Here is a 17,704-nt window from a genome sequence, read left to right on the forward strand (position 1 = left end):
CCTAGATATTGTACATGGCATCAAAAATCGCTGCACTCTGGATATTGATTTTCACATTTAAGGTCTGCCCGAAAGCTTCAAACTCATTTCGCAAAGTTGTAAAATCCTGTTTTTCATCACTAGATACGACAGCCATCATGGTAAAATACTCATCCAGTACTGTTTGAGAAATATCGTCAATATTCAATCCCAACTCTGCAATCTTAGTAGACACACCTGCGACAATTCCAGCCTTATCCTTACCAACCACTGTAATAATAGCCTTCATCCTTATACCCCATTTCTACGATTTTTAGAAAACCTGAACGTTTTTGATTTTCTTTTTCCCTAGTATAGCATATTTCCATAGAAAATACTAAAAAACGCCTGCTTACGAAGTTGTTCTTAAACAAAAAACAATTTCGTAAACAAGCGTCTACCCTATCAAATGATGATGAGTGTTCCCGCTAGGACCGAAGTCCCAGCGGTAGACCAGAGCTAGACTAAGAGCACAAGACTCCATCATCATAACACTCAACAAAATTGATGATTTTATACTAATTCGATGATCGCCATTGGCGCAGCATCACCACGACGTGGTTCAGTTTTAAGGATACGAGTGTATCCACCGTTACGTTCAGCATAACGAGGTGCGATTTCTGAGAACAATTTTTGAAGTGCTGTAGTAGAAGTGTACTTATCAGTTGCTTCATCATAGTTTTCAGATGCGATTTCATTACGTACGAAAGCAGCTGCTTGACGACGTGCATGCAAATCACCACGTTTACCTAGAGTAATCATTTTTTCAACAGTTTTACGGATTTCTTTAGCACGAGCTTCAGTTGTCACGATTGATTCGTTGATCAAAAGGTCAGTTGTCAAATCGCGAAGCATTGCTTTACGTTGTGAGCTAGTGCGTCCTAGTTTACGGTAAGCCATGTATTCCTCCTTTATTTATCTTTTAATCCAAGACCCAAGTCAATGAGTTTGAGTTTCACTTCTTCCAAACTCTTGCGTCCAAGATTTCGTACTTTCATCATCTCTGCTTCAGATTTTTCTGTCAAATCATGCACAGTATTGATACCGGCACGTTTCAAACAGTTGTATGAACGCACAGACAAGTCCAGTTCCTCAATCGTACGATCCAAAATACGATCGTCAGATTCAGTATCAGCTTCTTTCATCACTTCAGTTGACTTAGCAATCTCAGTAAGATTTGTAAACAAATCAAGATGTTCTGTCAAGATACGTGCTGAAAGCCCTAAAGCATCTTCTGGAATAATTGTTCCATTAGTCAAGATTTCAAGGGTTAATTTGTCAAATCCATCATTGCTACCTACACGAGCAGGTTCAACCTGATAGTTGACTTTTGTAACTGGTGTATAAATAGAATCTACAGCAAGTGTTCCAACTGGTGCATTATCTTTTTTGTTTTCATCAGCAGGTACATATCCACGACCACTGTTAACAGTCATTGTCGCTTTTAGTGAAGAACCTTCACCGATTGTAAAGAGATAATGATCTGGATTTACAATTTCAATATCACTGTCAGTCAAAATATCTCCAGCTGTAATTTCAGCAGGACCTTCAACGTCAAGTTCAATGATTTTTTCGTCTTCAACGTATGATTTCACTGCAATCCCTTTAATGTTCAGAATGATTTGCATCACGTCTTCACGAACACCTGGAACTGTGTCAAACTCATGCAAGACACCTTCAATGTTGATAGATGTCACTGCTGCTCCTGGTAGAGAAGCTAGTAGTACACGACGAAGAGAGTTACCAAGAGTTGTACCGTAGCCACGTTCAAGCGGTTCGATTACAAACTTGCCATAATCTTTATTTTCATCAATTTTTGTTATATTTGGTTTTTCAAACTCGATCATTTAGTTACTCCCTCTTAAACGAAAAGCAGTGTAATGCAATGATTATACACGGCGACGTTTTGGAGGACGAGCACCATTGTGTGGCACTGGAGTCACATCACGAATTGCTGTTACTTCAAGACCAGCGGCAGCAAGCGCACGAATAGCTGACTCACGACCAGAACCTGGACCTTTTACAGTAACTTCAACTGATTTAAGACCGTGTTCTTGTGCAGATTTAGCAGCAGCTTCAGAAGCCATTTGAGCAGCGAATGGTGTAGATTTACGAGAACCTTTGAAACCAAGAGCACCAGCTGATGACCAAGAAATTGCGTTACCATGCACATCAGTAATCATAACAATAGTGTTATTAAATGTAGCGTGAATATGGGCAATACCAGATTCGATATTCTTTTTCACACGACGTTTACGTGTTGGTTTAGCCAAGACTTTTACCTCCTATATTATTTTTTCTTACCAGCAATCGCAACAGCTTTACCTTTACGAGTGCGAGCGTTGTTTTTAGTGTTTTGTCCACGGACAGGAAGTCCACGACGGTGACGGATACCACGGTATGAACCGATTTCCATCAAACGTTTGATGTTCAAGTTTACTTCACGACGAAGGTCACCTTCAACTTTGATTGCATCCACTTCACGACGGATAGCATCTTCTTGATCTGATGTAAGGTCACGTACACGAACATCTTCTGAGATTCCAGCAGCAGCCAAAATTTTCTTAGATGTTGCAAGTCCGATACCGTAAACGTAAGTCAATGAGATTACTACGCGTTTGTCATTTGGAATGTCAACTCCAGCAATACGAGCCATGTTTTCTCCTTTCTATCTTATCCTTGACGTTGTTTGTGTTTTGGATTTGCTGGGCAAATTACCATAACACGACCATTACGACGAATTACTTTACAGTATTCGCAAATTGGTTTGACCGATGGTCTTACTTTCATTTCTTATCCCTCCAAGTTTTTCGATTATTTAAAGCGGTAAGTGATACGTCCACGTGTCAAGTCATATGGACTCATCTCGACAGTAACACGATCTCCCGCTAAAATACGAATATAGTTTTTACGAATTTTACCAGAAACTGTTGCTAAAATCTGATGTCCATTTTCAAGTTCAACCGTAAACATTGCGTTAGGCATTGTATCGACTACTTTGCCTTCAACTTCAATCACATCGTCTTTTGCCACGCAAAAGCACCTCCATAAATTTCGATTTGATGCCTCTAAACATAGAGACAACAATTATAAGTCAGACTATCTCAGTATAACATTTGTAGCGATTTTTTGCAAGTGTGAAAAACGCTTTATTTCAAATTTGTCAATACTTTTTCGATGTCTTTGAACACATCATTGATATCTTGATTTCCTTCGATATCGTGAACCAAACCTTTGACACGGTAGTGAGCAATGATTGGTTCACCTTGGGCGATGTTCACATCCAAGCGACGTTTCACTGTTTCAGGTTTGTCATCTTCACGTTGGTAATAATCTTCCTCTTTGTAGTCAACGGGTGGGTTGAAAACTTTGTGGAAGGTTTCGCCTGTTTCGCGGTGGATGATACGGCCACTCAAACGTTCCAAGAGACAATCTGGGTTCACTTCGATATTGATCACACCTTCTAGTTCGATACCAAGTTCAGCCAATGTTTTATCCAAGGCATGAGCTTGTTCAATCGTACGTGGGTAACCATCTAACAAGAAACCTGTTTCTTTGATATCATCCTGTGAAAGGCGTTCTTTAACAATTCCATTTGTAACTTCATCTGGAACCAACTCACCTTTGTCGATGTATGACTTTGCAAGCACACCCATTTCAGTTTGATTTGCCATAGCAGCACGGAACATATCCCCAGTTGAAATGTGTGCCACGTGGAATTGTTCCACAATTTTAGCTGCTTGCGTTCCCTTACCTGCTCCAGGTAAGCCCATAATCAAAAGATTCATGATCTGATCTCCTTATTTTGTATTTAAATAGAAGCAGAAAACTGTTCTAACTCCTATTTAAAAACAAAATAGAAGAGGGGAGACGAAAGTCTCCCTTATAGATAGACTTTCATACTCCACTCTCTAAGCAAAAGTAGTCTTGCTTTTATTCTGTTTTGTCCATGAAACCAACATACTTACGTTTCAATAGGTAACCTTCTAGCTGTTTGATTCCTTCGATACCTGTCGAAATAATGATCAAAAGACTAGTTCCCCCAAAAGCAACCGCTTCTGAGAGCCCAAAGACATCTTTTGCTACAATCGGCAAGATTGAAATCACACCAAGGAAAAGGGAACCGACGGTTGCAAGGCGACGAAGAAGTTTTGACATAAACTCTTCTGTTCCTTTACCTGGACGGACACCGTGGATATAGGCTCCGCTCTTTTGCAAGTTTTCTGCTGCTTTCTCTGGATTGATCTGTACAAATGTATAGAAGAAGGTAAAGAGAATAATCAGCAGTGCATACATGGCAACACCTGTTGGAGATGTTGTCGCAAGCATTTCTTGTGCTGTACGTACCCAAGTCCAATCAAGCCCCATAGCGCTGACAAACTGAAGAATAGCCGCAGGAGCTGCCGTAATCGAACTTGCAAAGATAACTGGGATAACACCAGCAGGATTGACCTTCAAAGGAAGGTAAGAACTGGATGGAGCACCTTGAGCAACTTTTGTATATTGGATCGGAATTTTATATTCTGCCTGTTGTACATATGTTGTAAAGTAAACAATCAACAAAACAGCTATAATGAGAATAACGACAAATATAATAGATGACGTCAACCGATCACTTGGAATATTGACAAAATAGTCCACATAGATACCATGAATCATCTCTGGAATTGAAGCCACAATCCCAGCAAAGATAATCATAGACACCCCGTTACCATATCCCTTATCAGTGATTTGCTCCCCGAGCCAAGTAACAATCATAGTACCTGCAGTCAGGATAATACCAATCGTAACAAAGACTTGAGGGGTTAGATCTGTCGTTAATAATTTTGCACCAGATAGAGTGTTAAAACCAGCAGTGATTCCGATTGATTGCACAAACGCAAGTACAAGCGCAATATAACGAGTCGCTTGGTTTATCTTTCTCCGTCCTACTTCCCCCTGCTTGCCCCACTCTACAAACTTTGGAACAATATCCATTTGTAGCAATTGAACAACGATGGAAGCTGTGATATACGGACTCACACCGAGTGCAAAAACCGAGAAGTTCTTCATGGCATTCCCTGAAACTAAACTAAGCATGTTCAAGAAGGATAATCCACTCAAAGCTTCCAGACTTTTTGCATTCACACCTGGTACAGTAATACTAGTCCCGATACGGAAGACAAGTATGATAAAAATCGTAAAGAGAATTTTTGATCGTACTTTCTTAACCTTGAGGGCCTCTTTTAATAATTTAAAAAACATAGGTCACCTCTCTAGATGACTTCTACTGAACCACCTTTAGCAGTGATAGCTTCTTCAGCTGTTTTTGAGAATTTAGCTGCTTTCACAGTCAACTTCTTAGTCAACTCACCGTTACCAAGAATTTTAACACCTGATTTTTCAGCCTTTACAATTCCTGCTTCGATAAGAACAACTGGAGTAACTTCAGTACCATCTTCAAAAACGTTCAATTGATCAAGATTTACAATTGCGTATTCTTTAGCGTTGATGTTAGTGAATCCACGTTTTGGAAGACGACGGAACAATGGAGTTTGTCCACCTTCAAAACCAAGGCGAACTCCGCCACCGCTACGAGCTTTTTGACCTTTTTGACCGCGACCAGATGTTTTACCGTTACCTGATGAAGTACCACGACCAACACGGTTACGTACTTTACGAGAACCTTCTGCAGGTTTCAATTCATGAAGTTTCATTATTATTTTCTCCTCTTTTGTAAAATGCTAGCGCCGATAAGAGAGAAAAGGTTGTCTCCCTTATCAACTCGCCTATACATCGTCATCTTAGATGACTATACCTAGTTTTAGGGGATGAGTATTGTCACATCCCCTAAAAATTCATTAGTTTACTTCTTCAACTGTTACCAAGTGAGATACTGCAGTGATCATACCACGGATAGCAGCGTTGTCTTCTTTGATAACAGAGCTGTTCAATTTGCCAAGTCCAAGTGCTACAACAGTTTTACGTTGTGATGGAATGCGTCCGATTGGAGACTTAGTCAAAGTAATTTTAATTTGAGCCATTTTATCCCCTTTCTTATGCCAAATCAGAAACTGAGATACCACGAAGGGCAGCAACTTCTTCAGCGCGTTTCAATTGTTTCAAACCTTCAACAGTTGCGCGAACAATGTTGATTGGAGTGTTAGAGCCAAGTGATTTAGATGTAATATCTGCCACACCTGCCAATTCCACAACGGCACGAACTGCACCACCAGCGGCAACTCCAGAACCTTCTACAGCAGGTTTCAACAATACTTTAGCTCCACCAAATTCTGAAAGAACTTCGTGTGGGATTGTTGTTCCAACCATAGGAACTTCAATCAAGTTTTTCTTAGCATCTTCTACTGCTTTACGGATTGCTTCTGGAACTTCTTGAGCTTTACCAGTACCAAATCCTACGCGACCATTGTGGTCACCAACAACAACAAGAGCTGCGAAACGAAGACGACGTCCACCTTTAACAACTTTTGTAACACGGTTGACAGCAACTACGCGTTCTTCTAATTCAACTGCATTGTCTTTAAATGCCATTTTCTAGTGTCCTCCTATTAGAATTTCAATCCGTTTTCACGAGCTGCATCAGCCAAAGCTTTCACACGTCCGTGATATAGATATCCACCGCGGTCGAACACCACTTCTGAAATACCTTTAGCACTTGCACGTTCTGCAACGAGTTTTCCGACAGCAACGGCTTGTTCAGTTTTAGTTCCTTTTGAAACTTCTTTGTCAAGAGTTGAAGCACTTGCGAGCGTTACACCCGCTACGTCATCAATCACTTGAGCGTAGATGCCTGTATTAGAACGGAATACGTTCAAACGTGGGCGATCAGCAGTTCCAGAGAGTTTTCCGCGAACGCGACGGTGGCGTTTTTGGCGGAGTTTGTTTTTATCTGGTTTAGAAATCACAGTTTTCACCTCTTTAATTTTAAATCGTGTGCTATGCACAAAGTTGGTAATGAGGTTGGTGGTTGAAAATCAACCACTCAACATTATTTACCAGTTTTACCTTCTTTAAGACGAACATATTCGCCAACGTAACGGATACCTTTACCTTTATATGGCTCTGGTGAGCGAAGGCTACGTACGTAAGCAGCTGTTTGACCAACTACCTCTTTTGAAATTCCGCTAACAACGATTGTCGTTGGGTTTGGAAGTTCAAAAGTAATTCCTTCTGGAGCTTCAACTTCGTCTGGATGAGATTTACCAACAGCCAAGACAAGTTTATTTCCTTGAAGTTGTGCACGGTAACCAACCCCTCGCATTTCAAGTTCTTTCTTGAATCCTTCTGATACACCAACAACCATGTTGTTCAAAAGGGCACGAGTAGTTCCGTGGATTGTTTTCATTTCTTTTGAATCGTTTGGACGGTGAAGAGTTACTTCAGTACCTTCCACACGGATTTCAATATCTTTTGAGAACTCACGAGTAAGCTCTCCTTTAGGTCCTTTTACAGTTACTACGTTGTCATTGTTAGTGAGTTCAACACCAGCAGGCAACACGATAACTTTATTACCAATACGTGACATGTTTATTTTCTCCTGTTAGATTGTCAGGCCATTACAGCCAGTTTTCACGGGGGGCATTTGGATTAGAGCAAGCCTAGTTTCTTTCGAAAAGCTTTGACAAATTCCTGATATTCTGTCAATACATCAATAGCAGCAGGACTATAACCAATTTCACATAAAAGAGATACAAGGTCATCTTTTGACAATTCAGCCAAAGCGTCTTCTGCAACAATAAGTTTTTCATTCAATTCAGCAGCTGTCATCTTTTTCTCCTTAACTAATTTACTTTCTGTTTAGCCGACCAGTAAATCAGCTAAATTGAACACGAGCTATGGTCTGTGTGAAAAAGACAAATCTTCTTAGAGTGTTAACACTCTTTGTCAGATTTCCTATTTTCACATTGCCCATGACGCTCTTTGTATCTTGATTTTACCAAACGTAAGCGATAACTTCCCCACCAACATTTTTTTGGCGAGCTTCTTTATCAGTCAACAAGCCTTCAGATGTTGAGAGGATAGCAATTCCAAGTCCGTTAAGTACTTTTGGAAGATCTTCACGTTTTTTGTAGACACGAAGTCCTGGTTTAGAAACACGTTTCAAGTTAGTGATAACTTTTTCACCGTTTGGTCCGTATTTAAGGAATACACGGATGATGCCTTGTTTGTCATCTTCGATGATTTCTACGTTCTTAACAAAACCTTCGCGTTTAAGGATTTCAGCAATCCCTTTTTTGATGTTTGATGCAGGTACTTCAAGTACTTCGTGCTTCGCTTGGTTAGCGTTACGAATACGAGTTAGGAAGTCTGCGATTGGGTCAGTCATAACCATTTTATTATTCTCCTCTTACTAGTAGTTTGCAAGTTGCACTTGCTAGTTAATGATTGAGCTGGGCTCAGATAGTATTGACACATTCAAATGAGAGAACTCTTATTTGAACACGAGCTACAACCTCTGCAAAAAAGATAAATTTGTTTTGGAGCATCGCTCCTACACCAAATTTCCTATTATTGCTGTGGTTGTTACGCTCTTTGTATCATGATATTACCAAGATGCTTTTGTTACACCAGGAATTTGTCCTTTGTAAGCTAATTCACGGAAGCAAACACGGCAAAGTTTAAATTTGCGGTAAACTGAATGTGGACGACCACATTTTTCACAACGAGTATAAGCTTGAGTAGAGAACTTCGCTGGACGTTTGTTCTTAGCAATCATTGATTTTTTAGCCATTAGATTTACCTCCTATATTATTTTGCAAAAGGCATTCCAAGGCCTGTAAGCAATGCACGTGACTCTTCGTCAGTGTTAGCAGTTGTTACGATAACGATGTCAAGACCACGAGTTTTGTCAACGTCATCAAAGTTGATTTCTGGGAAGATCAATTGTTCTTTCACACCAAGTGTGTAGTTGCCGCGTCCATCAAATGATTTTGTTGGAACACCGTGGAAGTCACGTACACGTGGAAGTGAAACTGAAACCAATTTGTCCAAGAATTCGTACATACGTTCACCACGAAGGGTAACTTTTGCACCGATCGCTACACCTTCACGAAGACGGAAGCCGGCGATTGATTTTTTAGCTTTAGTGATAAGTGGTTTTTGACCTGAGATAAGTGCCAATTCTTCAGCAGCTTTTTCAAGGCTTTTAGCGTTTGATACAGCTTCACCAACACCCATGTTCAAAACGATCTTATCTACTTTAGGCACAGCCATCACTGATGAGTAGTTGAATTGTTCTGTCAAAGCAGGAACTACTTCATTAAGATATTTTTCTTTTAAACGATTTGCCATTATACTTCTCCTTTCCTTCGTGATTAATCAAGCACTTCGCCTGATTTTTTGTTGTAGCGAACTTTTTTACCGTCTACAAATTTGTAACCAACACGACCAGCTACACCGTTTTTGTCCAAAACTTGAACGTTTGATACGTGGATAGCTGCTTCTTTCTCGATGATACCACCTTGAGGAAGCTCATTAGTTGGACGTTGGTGTTTCTTAACGATGTTTACACCTTCAACGATAACTTTGTTTACTTTTGGAAGGGCAGTAAGGACAACAGCTTCTGTTCCCTTATCTTTACCAGCGATTACGCGAACTTTGTCGCCTTTTTTTACAAACATTAGGTTTCTCCTTGATTTTTCTTACGCCCATAAGGGCACCCTAGCTTGAAGCTAGGGGACTAGTTTGTTTCTAAAAATTAAAGTACTTCTGGAGCAAGTGACACGATCTTCATGAAGCCACCTTCACGCAATTCACGTGCAACTGGGCCAAAGATACGTGTTCCGCGAGGAGTTTTGTCTTCACGGATAATAACTGCTGCGTTTTCGTCAAATTTGATGTATGAACCATCAGCACGACGAGCACCTGATTTAGTACGAACGATAACAGCTTTTACAACGTCACCTTTTTTAACCGCACCACCAGGAGTAGCTTGTTTTACAGATGCCACGATAACATCACCGATGTTTGCAAATTTACGTCCTGAACCACCAAGAACTTTGATAGTCAAGATTTCGCGAGCACCGCTGTTGTCTGCGACTTTCAAACGAGTTTCTGTTTGAATCATTTCAGTTTTCTCCTTTCAGGTTTGATTAGATGATGACCGCTTCTTCAACAACTTCTACAAGACGGAAACGTTTTGTAGCTGAAAGCGGACGAGTTTCCATGATACGTACGATATCACCTTCTTTGGCAACATTGTTTTCATCATGTGCTTTGTATTTCTTAGAGTAGTTAATACGTTTACCATAGACTGGGTGGTTACGTTTTGTTTCAACTACAACTGTGATTGTCTTGTCCATTTTGTCAGATACAACACGTCCAACAAGAACTTTACGATTATTGCGTTCCATTGAAATTTCTCCTTCCCTAGTCTATTATTTCGCTTCAGATTGAACTGTTTTGATACGAGCGATTTGTTTTTTAACTTCTTTCAAGCGAGCTGTTTGTTCCAATTGACCAGTAGCAGCTTGGAAACGAAGTTCAAACAATTCTTTTTTCAATTCGTTTTCGCGCTTCGCGAGTTCTTCTTGAGAAAGACCACGAAGTTCTTTAACAAATTCTTTTACTTCATTAAGTTTCATGCCTTCTCCTTATTCTGCTTCACGTTTTACGAATTTACATTTAACTGGCAATTTGTGGCTAGCAAGACGAAGCGCTTCGCGAGCGATCTCTTCAGATACACCAGCAACTTCAAACATCACTTTACCACGTTTAACTGGTGCTACCCAACCTTCAGGTGCCCCTTTACCAGATCCCATACGCACACCGATAGCTTTAGCAGTGTATGATTTGTGTGGGAAGATTTTAATCCAAACTTTACCACCACGTTTCATGTAACGAGTCATGGCGATACGAGCAGCTTCGATTTGGCGGTTAGTGATCCAGTGGCTAGTTGTAGCTTGAAGACCGTATTCACCGAATGCTACTTCTTTTCCACCTTTTGCTTCACCGCGCATTTTTCCACGGAATTCACGACGGTGTTTAACACGTTTAGGTACTAACATTGGTTATTTACCTCCTTTAGTGTTTTTACGAGCTGGAAGAACTTCACCACGGTAGATCCATACTTTAACACCAAGTTTACCGTATGTAGTATCTGCTTCTTCCCAAGCGTAATCGATATCTGCACGAAGTGTGTGAAGTGGAACAGTTCCTTCAGAGTATCCTTCAGCACGGGCGATATCTGCACCGTTCAAACGACCTGATACTTGAGTTTTGATTCCTTTAGCTCCAGCACGCATTGCACGTTGGATTGCTTGTTTTTGTGCACGACGGAAAGCAACACGTTGCTCCAATTGACGAGCAATTCCTTCACCTACAAGGTGAGCATCCAAATCAGGTTGTTTGATTTCGATGATGTTGATGTGTACTTGTTTTCCAGTCAATTTGTTAAGTTTTGCACGGAGTGCATCAACGTTAGCACCGCCTTTACCGATAACCATACCTGGTTTAGCAGTGTGAAGTGAAACGTTAACTTTGTTTACTGCGCGTTCAATTTCGATTGTTGAAACTGCTGCGTCAGCCAATTCTTTTTGAACGAATTTACGGATTGCAAGATCTTCATGAAGGTAATCCGCGTATTCTTTTTCAGCATACCATTTGGCATCCCAATCACGGATGATGCCGACACGCATACCAATTGGATGTACTTTTTGACCCACGATGTTACCTCCTTATTTTTCTGCAACAGCTACAGTAATGTGAGCTGTACGTTTGTTGATTGGTGAAGCTGAACCTTTCGCACGTGGACGGAAACGTTTCATAGTTGGTCCTTCGTTTGCGAATGCTTCAGATACTACCAAGTTAGCTTTATCCAAACCAAAGTTGTTTTCAGCGTTAGCTACAGCTGAGTTCAAAACTTTCAAGATGATTTCAGCAGCTTTGTTTGGAGTGAATGTCAAGATTGCAATAGCATCGGCTACGCTTTTACCACGGATGTTGTCAAGAACAAGACGTGATTTACGAGGTGAAACACGTACTGTACGAGCCATTGCTTTAGCTGAAGTAATTTCTGCCATTTATGTTCTCCTTATTTTCTACGTGTTTTCTTGTCGTCTGCAGCGTGACCTTTGTAAGTACGAGTTGGTGCAAATTCACCAAGCTTGTGACCTACCATGTCTTCTTGGATGTAAACAGGTACGTGTTTACGTCCGTCATAAACTGCGATAGTGTAACCAATGAAACTTGGGAAGATCGTTGAACGACGTGACCAAGTTTTGATAACTTTTTTCTTTTCGTCATTTGCTTGAGCTTCAACTTTTTTCATCAAATGCTCATCGACGAAAGGTCCTTTTTTAAGACTGCGTCCCATTTTTATATTTTCTCCTTTAAATGTTGTACCACAGCGGCTTGCGCTCACATGGAGCGCTACCGAGCTGGCGGATTTCCTAGTTGCTTAGGCGACTAGTTTACTATTATTTCTCGTTGCGACGACGAACGATAAGTTTGTCAGATTTCGCTTTCTTGTTACGAGTTTTAAGACCAAGAGCAGGTTTGCCCCATGGAGTAGATGGCGCTTTACGACCAACTGGTGCTTTACCTTCACCACCACCGTGTGGGTGATCGTTAGGGTTCATTACAGAACCACGAACTGTTGGGCGGATACCTTTCCAACGGCTACGTCCTGCTTTACCAAGGTTCACAAGTCCATGTTGTTCGTTTCCGACAACACCAACTGTTGCACGACAAGTTCCAAGAATCATACGTACTTCGCCAGATTGAAGACGAACAAGAACATATTTACCTTCTTGACCCAATACTTGAGCAGAAGCACCAGCAGCACGTACCAATTCTCCACCACGACCTGGTTTCAATTCGATGTTGTGGATCAAAGTACCAACTGGGATGTTAGCAAGTGGAAGTGCGTTTCCGACTTTGATATCTGCTTCTGGACCTGAAACGATACGTTGACCAACTTCAAGACCTTTTGGAGCGATGATGTATGCTTTCACACCGTCAGTGTAGTGTACAAGAGCGATGTTTGCAGAACGGTTTGGATCGTACTCGATTGTTTTAACAACAGCTTCAACGTTGTCTTTGTTACGTTTGAAGTCAACCAAACGGTAGAAACGTTTGTGTCCACCACCTTGGTGACGAACTGTGATACGACCGTTGTTGTTACGACCAGCCTTGCTCTTCAAAGCAACAAGCAATGATTTTTCAGGAGTGCTTGTTGTGATTTCAGCGAAATCCAAAGAAGTCATATTACGGCGACCGTTTGTTGTTGGTTTATAAACACGAATTCCCACGATATTTCCTCCTTAGATTATTCAGCTTCAGCAGCAAACAACTCGATTGCTTTTGAATCAGCTGTAAGTGTGATGATAGCTTTTTTAGTTTTGTTAGTAAAGCCAGTGTAACGTCCAACACGTTTAGCTTTTGGTTTTACGTTGATTGTGTTAACGTTGGCAACTTTAACACCTTCGAAAGCAGCTTCAACAGCTTGCTTGATCAAAAGTTTGTGTGCACGAGTGTCAACTTCAAATACATATTTACCTGCTTCAAGTTGAGCCATTGAGCTTTCAGTGATGACAGGTTTTTTGATAACATCATACAAATTCATTATGCAAGAACCTCCTCGATTTTAGAGATAGCTGCTTGTGTGACAAGAAGTTTGTCGCTATTTGCGATGTCAAGAACACTTGCAGTTGTAGCAGTTGCAACTTTCACGTTTGGAAGGTTACGAGCTGAAAGAGCCGCGAATTCATTTCCTTCTTCAAGGATAACAAGAACTTTAGAATCGATGCTCAATGCTGCAAGAACTTTTGCAAATTCAGCAGTTTTTGGAGCTGTAAATGAAAGAGCGTCTACAGCTACGAATTTGTTTTCAGCAACTTTTTCAGAATAAACTGATTTAAGAGCTAGGCGACGAACTTTTTGTGGAAGTTTGTAGCCGTATGAACGTGGAGTTGGTCCGAAGACAACACCACCACCACGCCATTGTGGTGAGCGGATAGAACCTTGACGAGCACGTCCAGTTCCTTTTTGACGCCATGGTTTGCGTCCACCACCTGATACTGCAGAGCGGTTTTTAACAGCGTGTGTTCCTTGACGAAGGCTTGCGCGTTGGCTGATGATCACATCAAACACAACTGATTCATTTGGTTCAATACCAAATACTGCATCGTTAAGAACAACTTGGCCAGCTTCTTTACCAGTTTGGTCAAATAATGTTACGTTTGCCATTGTGACTGATTTCCCCTTTCTTTATTATTTACCAGCTTTAACTGCTGATTTGATAGTGATAAGAGATTTCTTAGCACCTGGTACGTTACCTTTGATAAGGATAACGTTCTTTTCTGGAACAACTTGTACAACTTCAAGGTTTTGAATTGTTACGCGGTCGCCACCCATACGTCCTGCAAGGTTTTTACCTTTGAATACGCGGTTAGGTGCAACAGGTCCCATAGAACCTGGACGACGGTGGTAACGAGAACCGTGAGCCATTGGTCCACGTGATTGTCCGTGACGTTTAATAACACCTTGGAAACCTTTACCTTTAGAAGTACCAGTTACGTCAACAACGTCTCCAGCTGCGAATGTTTCAACTGTGATTTCAGCACCAACTTCCAAGCCTTCAACGTTTTTGAATTCACGAATGAAGCGCTTAGGAGCCGTGTTAGCTTTCGCTACATGTCCTTTAGCAGGTTTGTTGCTCAATACTTCGCGTTTGTCATCGAAACCAACTTGGATAGCGTTGTATCCGTCTGTTTCAACAGTTTTAACTTGAAGAACAACGTTTGGAGTTGCTTCAATAACTGTTACAGGGATCAATTCGCCAGCTTCAGTGAAGATTTGAGTCATTCCCACTTTTTTCCCTAAGATTCCTTTTGTCATGAGAAAATAGTTCCTTTTCTATATTTTTTATTCAAAAAGTTTTTAACGAGCGTTTTTTATGCTCAAGGTATCAAGCTTTAGATTAAAGTTTGATTTCTACGTTTACACCACTTGGAAGATCCAATTTCATCAAAGCATCAACTGTTTTTTGAGTTGGGTTAACGATATCGATCAAACGTTTGTGTGTACGCATTTCAAATTGTTCGCGAGAGTCTTTGTATTTGTGAGTCGCACGAATGATTGTGTAGAGGCTACGCTCAGTTGGAAGTGGGATTGGACCCGCAACTTGTGCACCTGTACGAGTAGCTGATTCTACGATTTTTGCAGCCGCTGTATCAAGCGTACGGTGTTCGTAAGCTTTCAAACGGATACGGATTTTTTTGTTTGCCATCTTTTTCTCCTTTTCGTCTATTTAAGATAATAGGCTAGCTCCACAAGAAAACCGACGCGCGTTGCGTGGCAATGCAACCGAGCGTATCGCAACCTCTTGCATCAAAGCTAAGGCTGTAATTTACAGCACCATAATAGAATAACACAAAGCCCCTGCGATTGCAAGGGATTTGTAAGCTTTTTTTCGTTTTTTTACTAACCTAAGTTACTAGAGTATGTTCTGATCCTCTTTCGTAAATAAAACTTAGTTCGACAATTTACCCATTTTTGGGGGTGGCGATAAAGATAGATACTGTCTGATCTGGATCATATTTTTCAAAATCAATACTATACTGACGTTGCAGTTCTCTTGCTTCTTCTGCCTGCCAAATTTGTTGCCAGGTATGGAGAAAACCTTTTGAATCACTTGTATCCACCTCAAATACTTGGTAGGTTTGTCCCGAAGTGTCAAAATCCCAGTCTTCTTTATCGGATAGACTACAGAGCGACAAGCTGTAATCCCCCTTGTAGTCGCTGACATAATCATGATAGACTGCATAAATCGGAAGCCCTTGGGCAAATGCCTCCTCTACTTCTTTCTGGTGCTCCTGCCATAGATGGCTAATTTTTTCCATCATGTTTGGATCTTGGAAATTATTTGTAGAGATACTACTGATTATTTTTAAAAACATTCCTTCGCTCCTTTTACTTTCACTTCTAAGGTGACTGACTAGCAATCAACCTCAGCTCTAAACTTTCTAACTACCAAGAGGCTAATTCACGCAACAAAATGAAATAGCATTCTTTGCGTATAGGATATATCACACCATTCACTATCAACTCCCTTTTCCCAGAAAAAACGGTGCCTATAACAAACAAAACGTTCAATTTACCGGTCTCAACTAGAGCTGAAAAACAATGCAGGCTTCAACCAAGATCATCCTTCCAATTCTTATTGATATAGTCTGGAAAATTTTTAACGAACATTTTTTGTGCCCAAGTCTAAGACATAAAGGGATTCAAACTCAAAGCAAAAATAGGAAATCGACGCGCGTTGTGTGGCAGTGTATCCAATCGTGGTCACAACCTCTTGCATCACAGCTAAAGATGTGATTTACAGCACCACGGTAGAATAACACAAAGCCCCTGCGATTGCAAGGGATTTGTGAGCTTTTTTTCGTTTTTTTAAGATGAAACCGTTTTCTCTTTTTATCTTTCCAAAATTACGGATTTATATCTATAAAAAACTACCTTTTCTTCTATATATTGTGTGTCATTTTGACCTCAATTTTACCTTCTGATTGCTCCACTAAGATATCCGCCTTAGACTCGGTTTCTTTATAGTAGTGTAGATATTGCTCCCGTCTCATCTGATGGCTAGCCAATATAAAGGATGCATCGCGATTCCTAACAGTCGTATCTCGAGCTAGACGTCGCTTTAATTCGGTCTCCTCATCCGTATAGAAACAGATGGTTTTGTCAAAGAGTTCCTTGGGTAGAAAGCCCACAGACATCCCTTCAACAATCAGAATCGGCTTAGCTCCAGACAAGATCTCACTAGCCCTCCAAGGTTCTTCAATTGTCAAGACATCCATACCCGCCTGCAAGGCTAAGATATCTCTCTGCAAACTTGCCAATTCATGTGCCACCGGCAGACAAGCTGTCACCTTTTGCTCTGTCGCTTGCTTTGGTACTACCAGATGACGGTCTGAGGTAATATAGGGATCTGTTTCTAGCAAATTTACTGTGGTAGAATCTAAAGCTTGGTACAATTCCTGTGCAAAAGTTGATTTACCCGAAGCCCCATGGCCGTAAATTCCCAGTGTTTTGACTTTTCCGATTTCTATCTCTGAGACCAGTTGTTCTATCAGGTCTTTTTTCTTCATTCTCTCTTCACCTGTTCATAGCTTTCTTTTCCGTCATTGAGCTTATCCCAAATCACTACTTGCCCACTTTTGAGAGATTTTTGCACATCAATAATCCGTTGATTAGAAGACCCTCGAAACTGGAGCATGAGATTGCGCTTGCTTTTATCATACCGTCCATCGACAAGGATGTCAATCAGCGATAAGAGTTCCAATTTGTCTGGAGTCTCCAGCATCATTTCTTCCCAAGTGTAGCCCGTCCAGGACCAGATGTCTTTGTCTGGCAGTTCCTTTCGAATACGTTTAACGAGAGGTAAGAGGATACCCGTATTAAGAAAAGGTTCTCCTCCCAGCAAGGTCAAGCCTTGAACATAGGGCTGGGCAAGGTCTACCATAATCTGTTCTTCTAACTCTGCTGTATAAGGAATACCTGCATTGAAAGACCAAGTCGCAACATTATAGCATCCTTCGCAGTGAAACATGCAACCTGATACATAGAGAGAGTTTCGCACACCTTCTCCATCGACAAAGTTAAAGGCCTTGTAATCAATGATTCGCCCTTTACTAAGTTCCTCACTTTTCCATTCACCTGGTTTTGGTGTATTCCATGTCAT

34 protein-coding genes are annotated in these 17,704 nt (G+C 40.9%); all 34 read right to left on the reverse strand.

The genetic code is table 11. From position 1 onward, the window contains the following. Position 1: 1 nt before the first annotated feature. The 34 genes from FGK98_RS08865 to nrdG all read right to left on the reverse strand — a co-directional run bounded on the left by FGK98_RS08865 (position 2) and on the right by nrdG (position 17,704). Positions 2-268 carry an ACT domain-containing protein gene (locus FGK98_RS08865; RefSeq protein WP_000644109.1) on the reverse strand — a complete coding sequence of 89 codons (267 nt, stop codon included), beginning with the start codon at positions 266-268 and terminating at the stop codon, positions 2-4. Positions 269-531: 263 nt separating this feature from the next. Further along, positions 532-918 (reverse strand): 50S ribosomal protein L17, encoded by a 387-nt coding sequence (rplQ, locus tag FGK98_RS08870; RefSeq protein WP_000331493.1) that lies wholly within the window; start codon positions 916-918, stop codon positions 532-534. An 11-nt stretch (positions 919-929) separates the two neighbouring features. Continuing rightward, positions 930-1,865 (reverse strand): DNA-directed RNA polymerase subunit alpha, encoded by a 936-nt coding sequence (locus FGK98_RS08875; RefSeq protein WP_000568993.1) that lies wholly within the window; start codon positions 1,863-1,865, stop codon positions 930-932. Positions 1,866-1,907: 42 nt separating this feature from the next. Next, positions 1,908-2,291, reverse strand: coding sequence for a 30S ribosomal protein S11 (gene rpsK / locus FGK98_RS08880; protein WP_001118386.1), 384 nt, complete (start codon positions 2,289-2,291; stop codon positions 1,908-1,910). A 17-nt stretch (positions 2,292-2,308) separates the two neighbouring features. Then, positions 2,309-2,674: a 30S ribosomal protein S13 gene (gene rpsM / locus FGK98_RS08885; RefSeq protein WP_000090781.1), complete on the reverse strand. Its 366-nt coding sequence runs from the start codon at positions 2,672-2,674 to the stop codon at positions 2,309-2,311. 17 nt (positions 2,675-2,691) lie between these two features. Then, positions 2,692-2,808, reverse strand: a complete 117-nt coding sequence (gene rpmJ, locus FGK98_RS08890; protein WP_001808836.1) for a 50S ribosomal protein L36 — start codon at positions 2,806-2,808, stop codon at positions 2,692-2,694. Between the two features lie 24 nt (positions 2,809-2,832). After that, positions 2,833-3,051 (reverse strand): translation initiation factor IF-1, encoded by a 219-nt coding sequence (infA, locus tag FGK98_RS08895; RefSeq protein ID WP_001029883.1) that lies wholly within the window; start codon positions 3,049-3,051, stop codon positions 2,833-2,835. Positions 3,052-3,167: 116 nt separating this feature from the next. Further along, entirely contained in the window at positions 3,168-3,806 is a 639-nt protein-coding gene (locus FGK98_RS08900; protein WP_061587195.1) for an adenylate kinase, read from the reverse strand. A gap of 145 nt (positions 3,807-3,951) precedes the next feature. Continuing rightward, positions 3,952-5,262 carry a preprotein translocase subunit SecY gene (gene secY, locus FGK98_RS08905; protein ID WP_000465381.1) on the reverse strand — a complete coding sequence of 437 codons (1,311 nt, stop codon included), beginning with the start codon at positions 5,260-5,262 and terminating at the stop codon, positions 3,952-3,954. A gap of 11 nt (positions 5,263-5,273) precedes the next feature. Beyond that, positions 5,274-5,714, reverse strand: a complete 441-nt coding sequence (gene rplO / locus FGK98_RS08910; protein WP_000766092.1) for a 50S ribosomal protein L15 — start codon at positions 5,712-5,714, stop codon at positions 5,274-5,276. Between the two features lie 144 nt (positions 5,715-5,858). Then, positions 5,859-6,041, reverse strand: a complete 183-nt coding sequence (rpmD, locus tag FGK98_RS08915; RefSeq protein WP_000057241.1) for a 50S ribosomal protein L30 — start codon at positions 6,039-6,041, stop codon at positions 5,859-5,861. A 13-nt stretch (positions 6,042-6,054) separates the two neighbouring features. Then, positions 6,055-6,549 carry a 30S ribosomal protein S5 gene (rpsE, locus tag FGK98_RS08920; RefSeq protein ID WP_000874204.1) on the reverse strand — a complete coding sequence of 165 codons (495 nt, stop codon included), beginning with the start codon at positions 6,547-6,549 and terminating at the stop codon, positions 6,055-6,057. 17 nt (positions 6,550-6,566) lie between these two features. Next, positions 6,567-6,923 carry a 50S ribosomal protein L18 gene (rplR, locus tag FGK98_RS08925; protein ID WP_004251098.1) on the reverse strand — a complete coding sequence of 119 codons (357 nt, stop codon included), beginning with the start codon at positions 6,921-6,923 and terminating at the stop codon, positions 6,567-6,569. A gap of 83 nt (positions 6,924-7,006) precedes the next feature. After that, a complete protein-coding gene (gene rplF / locus FGK98_RS08930) occupies positions 7,007-7,543 on the reverse strand; it encodes a 50S ribosomal protein L6 (RefSeq protein ID WP_038804634.1) in 537 nt (178 codons plus the stop codon). Between the two features lie 62 nt (positions 7,544-7,605). Beyond that, the gene (locus FGK98_RS08935) at positions 7,606-7,785 is read right to left on the reverse strand and encodes a hypothetical protein (RefSeq protein ID WP_061594912.1); all 180 of its coding nucleotides are present in this window, start codon (positions 7,783-7,785) and stop codon (positions 7,606-7,608) included. A gap of 166 nt (positions 7,786-7,951) precedes the next feature. Continuing rightward, on the reverse strand, positions 7,952-8,350 hold the full coding sequence (gene rpsH / locus FGK98_RS08940; RefSeq protein WP_000245504.1) for a 30S ribosomal protein S8: 399 nt from the start codon (positions 8,348-8,350) through the stop codon (positions 7,952-7,954). A gap of 213 nt (positions 8,351-8,563) precedes the next feature. Further along, entirely contained in the window at positions 8,564-8,749 is a 186-nt protein-coding gene (locus tag FGK98_RS08945; RefSeq protein WP_001085697.1) for a type Z 30S ribosomal protein S14, read from the reverse strand. 17 nt (positions 8,750-8,766) lie between these two features. Then, the gene (gene rplE / locus FGK98_RS08950) at positions 8,767-9,309 is read right to left on the reverse strand and encodes a 50S ribosomal protein L5 (protein WP_000013542.1); all 543 of its coding nucleotides are present in this window, start codon (positions 9,307-9,309) and stop codon (positions 8,767-8,769) included. A gap of 23 nt (positions 9,310-9,332) precedes the next feature. Beyond that, on the reverse strand, positions 9,333-9,638 hold the full coding sequence (rplX, locus tag FGK98_RS08955) for a 50S ribosomal protein L24 (protein WP_000497691.1): 306 nt from the start codon (positions 9,636-9,638) through the stop codon (positions 9,333-9,335). A gap of 77 nt (positions 9,639-9,715) precedes the next feature. Then, positions 9,716-10,084 carry a 50S ribosomal protein L14 gene (gene rplN / locus FGK98_RS08960; protein ID WP_000616545.1) on the reverse strand — a complete coding sequence of 123 codons (369 nt, stop codon included), beginning with the start codon at positions 10,082-10,084 and terminating at the stop codon, positions 9,716-9,718. 25 nt (positions 10,085-10,109) lie between these two features. Beyond that, positions 10,110-10,370 carry a 30S ribosomal protein S17 gene (gene rpsQ / locus FGK98_RS08965; protein WP_000440801.1) on the reverse strand — a complete coding sequence of 87 codons (261 nt, stop codon included), beginning with the start codon at positions 10,368-10,370 and terminating at the stop codon, positions 10,110-10,112. A 24-nt stretch (positions 10,371-10,394) separates the two neighbouring features. Next, the gene (gene rpmC / locus FGK98_RS08970; RefSeq protein ID WP_000772918.1) at positions 10,395-10,601 is read right to left on the reverse strand and encodes a 50S ribosomal protein L29; all 207 of its coding nucleotides are present in this window, start codon (positions 10,599-10,601) and stop codon (positions 10,395-10,397) included. A gap of 9 nt (positions 10,602-10,610) precedes the next feature. Next, entirely contained in the window at positions 10,611-11,024 is a 414-nt protein-coding gene (gene rplP / locus FGK98_RS08975) for a 50S ribosomal protein L16 (protein WP_000960948.1), read from the reverse strand. A gap of 3 nt (positions 11,025-11,027) precedes the next feature. Next, positions 11,028-11,681 (reverse strand): 30S ribosomal protein S3, encoded by a 654-nt coding sequence (rpsC, locus tag FGK98_RS08980; RefSeq protein ID WP_000529936.1) that lies wholly within the window; start codon positions 11,679-11,681, stop codon positions 11,028-11,030. A gap of 12 nt (positions 11,682-11,693) precedes the next feature. Further along, positions 11,694-12,038 carry a 50S ribosomal protein L22 gene (rplV, locus tag FGK98_RS08985; protein ID WP_000818137.1) on the reverse strand — a complete coding sequence of 115 codons (345 nt, stop codon included), beginning with the start codon at positions 12,036-12,038 and terminating at the stop codon, positions 11,694-11,696. An 11-nt stretch (positions 12,039-12,049) separates the two neighbouring features. Beyond that, positions 12,050-12,331, reverse strand: a complete 282-nt coding sequence (rpsS, locus tag FGK98_RS08990; RefSeq protein ID WP_000533766.1) for a 30S ribosomal protein S19 — start codon at positions 12,329-12,331, stop codon at positions 12,050-12,052. Positions 12,332-12,434: 103 nt separating this feature from the next. Next, the gene (gene rplB / locus FGK98_RS08995; protein ID WP_000512910.1) at positions 12,435-13,268 is read right to left on the reverse strand and encodes a 50S ribosomal protein L2; all 834 of its coding nucleotides are present in this window, start codon (positions 13,266-13,268) and stop codon (positions 12,435-12,437) included. Positions 13,269-13,285: 17 nt separating this feature from the next. Beyond that, positions 13,286-13,582, reverse strand: coding sequence for a 50S ribosomal protein L23 (locus FGK98_RS09000; RefSeq protein ID WP_001055347.1), 297 nt, complete (start codon positions 13,580-13,582; stop codon positions 13,286-13,288). After that, positions 13,582-14,205, reverse strand: a complete 624-nt coding sequence (rplD, locus tag FGK98_RS09005) for a 50S ribosomal protein L4 (protein ID WP_000024537.1) — start codon at positions 14,203-14,205, stop codon at positions 13,582-13,584. The genes FGK98_RS09000 and rplD overlap by 1 nt, the downstream gene beginning before the upstream one ends. Before the next feature lie 24 nt (positions 14,206-14,229). Continuing rightward, positions 14,230-14,856, reverse strand: coding sequence for a 50S ribosomal protein L3 (rplC, locus tag FGK98_RS09010; RefSeq protein ID WP_000160197.1), 627 nt, complete (start codon positions 14,854-14,856; stop codon positions 14,230-14,232). A gap of 82 nt (positions 14,857-14,938) precedes the next feature. Next, the gene (rpsJ, locus tag FGK98_RS09015) at positions 14,939-15,247 is read right to left on the reverse strand and encodes a 30S ribosomal protein S10 (RefSeq protein ID WP_001284513.1); all 309 of its coding nucleotides are present in this window, start codon (positions 15,245-15,247) and stop codon (positions 14,939-14,941) included. A gap of 256 nt (positions 15,248-15,503) precedes the next feature. Continuing rightward, positions 15,504-15,917 carry an effector binding domain-containing protein gene (locus FGK98_RS09020; RefSeq protein ID WP_000478846.1) on the reverse strand — a complete coding sequence of 138 codons (414 nt, stop codon included), beginning with the start codon at positions 15,915-15,917 and terminating at the stop codon, positions 15,504-15,506. Between the two features lie 567 nt (positions 15,918-16,484). Next, positions 16,485-17,111, reverse strand: a complete 627-nt coding sequence (locus tag FGK98_RS09025; RefSeq protein ID WP_138100879.1) for a uridine kinase family protein — start codon at positions 17,109-17,111, stop codon at positions 16,485-16,487. Next, positions 17,108-17,704 (reverse strand): anaerobic ribonucleoside-triphosphate reductase activating protein, encoded by a 597-nt coding sequence (gene nrdG, locus FGK98_RS09030; protein ID WP_000220160.1) that lies wholly within the window; start codon positions 17,702-17,704, stop codon positions 17,108-17,110. The genes FGK98_RS09025 and nrdG overlap by 4 nt, the downstream gene beginning before the upstream one ends.

It is taken from the genome of Streptococcus australis, from assembly GCF_901543175.1.
GTDB lineage: Bacteria > Bacillota > Bacilli > Lactobacillales > Streptococcaceae > Streptococcus > Streptococcus australis_A.

Coding starts and splice junctions, on each gene's coding strand:
- rpsM (WP_000090781.1), bottom strand. CDS start 2,674: ATGGCTCGTATTGCTGGAGTTGACATTCCAAATGACAAACGCGTAGTA.
- rplO (WP_000766092.1), bottom strand. CDS start 5,714: ATGAAACTTCATGAATTGAAACCTGCAGAAGGTTCTCGTAAAGTACGT.
- rplF (WP_038804634.1), bottom strand. CDS start 7,543: ATGTCACGTATTGGTAATAAAGTTATCGTGTTGCCTGCTGGTGTTGAA.
- rpmC (WP_000772918.1), bottom strand. CDS start 10,601: ATGAAACTTAATGAAGTAAAAGAATTTGTTAAAGAACTTCGTGGTCTT.
- secY (WP_000465381.1), bottom strand. CDS start 5,262: ATGTTTTTTAAATTATTAAAAGAGGCCCTCAAGGTTAAGAAAGTACGA.
- FGK98_RS09025 (WP_138100879.1), bottom strand. CDS start 17,111: ATGAAGAAAAAAGACCTGATAGAACAACTGGTCTCAGAGATAGAAATC.
- FGK98_RS08935 (WP_061594912.1), bottom strand. CDS start 7,785: ATGACAGCTGCTGAATTGAATGAAAAACTTATTGTTGCAGAAGACGCT.
- rplX (WP_000497691.1), bottom strand. CDS start 9,638: ATGTTTGTAAAAAAAGGCGACAAAGTTCGCGTAATCGCTGGTAAAGAT.
- rplV (WP_000818137.1), bottom strand. CDS start 12,038: ATGGCAGAAATTACTTCAGCTAAAGCAATGGCTCGTACAGTACGTGTT.
- rpsQ (WP_000440801.1), bottom strand. CDS start 10,370: ATGGAACGCAATAATCGTAAAGTTCTTGTTGGACGTGTTGTATCTGAC.
- rpsE (WP_000874204.1), bottom strand. CDS start 6,549: ATGGCATTTAAAGACAATGCAGTTGAATTAGAAGAACGCGTAGTTGCT.
- FGK98_RS08900 (WP_061587195.1), bottom strand. CDS start 3,806: ATGAATCTTTTGATTATGGGCTTACCTGGAGCAGGTAAGGGAACGCAA.
- rplQ (WP_000331493.1), bottom strand. CDS start 918: ATGGCTTACCGTAAACTAGGACGCACTAGCTCACAACGTAAAGCAATG.
- rplE (WP_000013542.1), bottom strand. CDS start 9,309: ATGGCAAATCGTTTAAAAGAAAAATATCTTAATGAAGTAGTTCCTGCT.
- FGK98_RS08865 (WP_000644109.1), bottom strand. CDS start 268: ATGAAGGCTATTATTACAGTGGTTGGTAAGGATAAGGCTGGAATTGTC.
- rpsS (WP_000533766.1), bottom strand. CDS start 12,331: ATGGGACGCAGTCTTAAAAAAGGACCTTTCGTCGATGAGCATTTGATG.
- FGK98_RS08945 (WP_001085697.1), bottom strand. CDS start 8,749: ATGGCTAAAAAATCAATGATTGCTAAGAACAAACGTCCAGCGAAGTTC.
- rplD (WP_000024537.1), bottom strand. CDS start 14,205: ATGGCAAACGTAACATTATTTGACCAAACTGGTAAAGAAGCTGGCCAA.
- FGK98_RS09020 (WP_000478846.1), bottom strand. CDS start 15,917: ATGTTTTTAAAAATAATCAGTAGTATCTCTACAAATAATTTCCAAGAT.
- rpsJ (WP_001284513.1), bottom strand. CDS start 15,247: ATGGCAAACAAAAAAATCCGTATCCGTTTGAAAGCTTACGAACACCGT.
- rplC (WP_000160197.1), bottom strand. CDS start 14,856: ATGACAAAAGGAATCTTAGGGAAAAAAGTGGGAATGACTCAAATCTTC.
- rpsH (WP_000245504.1), bottom strand. CDS start 8,350: ATGGTTATGACTGACCCAATCGCAGACTTCCTAACTCGTATTCGTAAC.
- FGK98_RS08875 (WP_000568993.1), bottom strand. CDS start 1,865: ATGATCGAGTTTGAAAAACCAAATATAACAAAAATTGATGAAAATAAA.
- rplN (WP_000616545.1), bottom strand. CDS start 10,084: ATGATTCAAACAGAAACTCGTTTGAAAGTCGCAGACAACAGCGGTGCT.
- rplP (WP_000960948.1), bottom strand. CDS start 11,024: ATGTTAGTACCTAAACGTGTTAAACACCGTCGTGAATTCCGTGGAAAA.
- FGK98_RS09000 (WP_001055347.1), bottom strand. CDS start 13,582: ATGAATTTGTATGATGTTATCAAAAAACCTGTCATCACTGAAAGCTCA.
- rpmJ (WP_001808836.1), bottom strand. CDS start 2,808: ATGAAAGTAAGACCATCGGTCAAACCAATTTGCGAATACTGTAAAGTA.
- rpmD (WP_000057241.1), bottom strand. CDS start 6,041: ATGGCTCAAATTAAAATTACTTTGACTAAGTCTCCAATCGGACGCATT.
- nrdG (WP_000220160.1), bottom strand. CDS start 17,704: ATGACATGGAATACACCAAAACCAGGTGAATGGAAAAGTGAGGAACTT.